This window comes from Promicromonospora kroppenstedtii DSM 19349, assembly GCF_000515355.1.
Taxonomy (GTDB): Bacteria; Actinomycetota; Actinomycetes; order Actinomycetales; family Cellulomonadaceae; genus Promicromonospora; species Promicromonospora kroppenstedtii.
Genome location: NZ_KI911726.1, coordinates 1 through 1,948, shown reverse-complemented (window position 1 = coordinate 1,948; position 1,948 = coordinate 1). Strand labels below are relative to the sequence as shown.

The following is a 1,948-nucleotide window of genomic DNA, read 5'->3' as shown; positions in this document are numbered from 1 at the left end:
CGGGACGTCCCCGGGCGGCGTCGTCGCCAGGTCGGCGACGCCGTAGCCGCGCCCCGCGCCGCGGTAGCCCGCACTGGGCGGCAGGGTCTCCCAGGAGCCGCCGAGCTCGTGCAGCAGCACGTCGCCGTCGAACCCGTTCGGGTCGGGGACCACCAGCGACCCGGCCTGCCCGTGCACCTCGATGTTCGACGCGCGGGTGGCGACCGAGTCGAAGCTCATCACCAGCGTCGACAGCGCGCCTGAGACGTGCCGCAGCACGCCGGTCACGTGCGTGTCGACGTCGACCGGGACGGTCTCCCCCGCCCGCGCCCCCGACCCGATGGTGCGCGTCGCGCGGGTGTGGCTCGCGGCACCGACCACCGACTCGACCGGGCCCAGCAGCGTGACCAGGGCGGTCACGTAGTACGGCCCCATGTCCAGCAGCGGGCCGCCGCCCGGCTGGTAGTAGAAGTCGGGGTTGGGGTGCCAGCGCTCGTGGCCCGGCGTCATCATGGTCGCGGTCGCGGCGACCGGCTGGCCGATCGCCCCGTCGTCGATGGCCTGGCGCGCCGTCTGCACGCCCGTACCGAGCACCGTGTCCGGGGCACAGCCCACGCGCACCCCGGCGGCCTGACCGGCGTCCAGGATCGCGCGCGCGTCCTCGAGCGTGACCGCGAGCGGCTTCTCGCCGTAGACGGCCTTGCCGCCCGCGATGGCGCGCAGGGCGATCTCGGCATGGGCGGCGGGGATCGTCAGGTTCAGCACGAGGTCGACCTCGGGATCGGTCGTCAGCTCCTCGACCGTGAGGGCACGGACACCCTGCTCGGCGGCGACGGCCGCCGCCCGGGTCTCGTCCAGATCGGCCACCGCGACGAGGCGGACGGCGTCCAGCCGCTCGAACGTGGACAGGTACTGGCCGGCGATCGCCCCGACCCCGACGATCCCGACCCTCAGCGGCTGGCCCACAGGATGCCCCTCTCGATGATCGTGCGAACGTCCGGGTGGTCGACGACGGCGAGCTCGTGGCCCGGCGTCGAGACGAACACGCGGCCCGCACCCCACCGGCGCGTCCAGATCGCCGGGCAGGTCACGGGCCGGTGCCACGGGTCGAACTCGCGCGCGGCGAGCGTGGTGGTGGCAAGCACGTCGTTGTAGTCGTCGGACAGCACCCAGTACTGCTCCGTCGTCAGCTCGAAGCCGGAGATCCCGGCGACGATCGGGTGGTCGGCACGCCCGGGCACGATGTCGATCGTGTGCCGCACGAAGTTGTCGGCGGCCTCCCCCGCCAGCTCCGCGCGCGGCGCCTTGGGCGGGTGGGCGGCGAACTGCCCGCCGACGAGCTGCAGGTAGTCGGAGCTGTTCCGGAAGGAGTCGGCGATGCCGCCGTGCCAGCCCGCCAGCCCGGTCCCGGCGGCCACGGCCGCGATCAGGCCGCTGAGCTCCGCGGGCTCGATGGTGCTCATGGTGACGGTCTGGACCACGACGTCGACGCCGGCCAGGTAGTCGGCGTCGGCGTAGACCGCCGTCGAGTCCTCGACCCGGACCTCGTAGCCGTGCTCCGCGAGGAACGGCAGGAACGAGTCGGTGGTCTCGACCGGCTCGTGCCCGGTCCAGCCGCCGCGCACGACCAGCGCGCGTTTGGTGTTCGACGTCGTCGTCATGGGGCTCCGCTCCCGAAAGTTGCGCAACTGCGGTCCGATGGGATGCCGCACACCTTTGATACCTGAGTACTTTTGCCGGATCAACCCCCAATAAGTTGCGCAACTTCTGCTGCCGTCACTACCGTCGTCATATGCCGAACCCACGTCGGACCACGCTCGCGGACGTCGCGAAGGCCGCCGGGACCACGGTGCCCACCGTGTCCAAGGTGCTCGGCGGCCGCTCGGACGTCTCGGCCGCGACCCGCGGCCGCGTGCTGGACGCCGTCGCGGAGCTCGGCTACCGCGGCCGCGCCGGCCGGGACGCGCCG

Annotated in this window: 3 protein-coding genes; 1 reads left to right on the top strand and 2 read right to left on the bottom strand. The window is 73.1% G+C overall.

Features of this window, described 5'->3' with window-relative positions; all coding sequences use genetic code 11:
- Nucleotides 1–945 (bottom strand): Gfo/Idh/MocA family protein (locus tag PROKR_RS21360; protein ID WP_084800587.1); only part of this gene is annotated, 945 nt, incomplete at its 3' end.
- A complete protein-coding gene (locus PROKR_RS21355) occupies nucleotides 930–1,640 on the bottom strand; it encodes a ThuA domain-containing protein (protein WP_036967118.1) in 711 nt (236 codons plus the stop codon). The genes PROKR_RS21355 and PROKR_RS21360, both read right to left, overlap by 16 nt.
- A gap of 131 nt (nucleotides 1,641–1,771) precedes the next feature.
- Between PROKR_RS21355 and PROKR_RS31765 the strand changes: the two genes are divergently transcribed.
- A partial coding sequence (locus PROKR_RS31765; protein ID WP_157602423.1) for a LacI family DNA-binding transcriptional regulator occupies nucleotides 1,772–1,948 on the top strand: 177 nt, incomplete at its 3' end.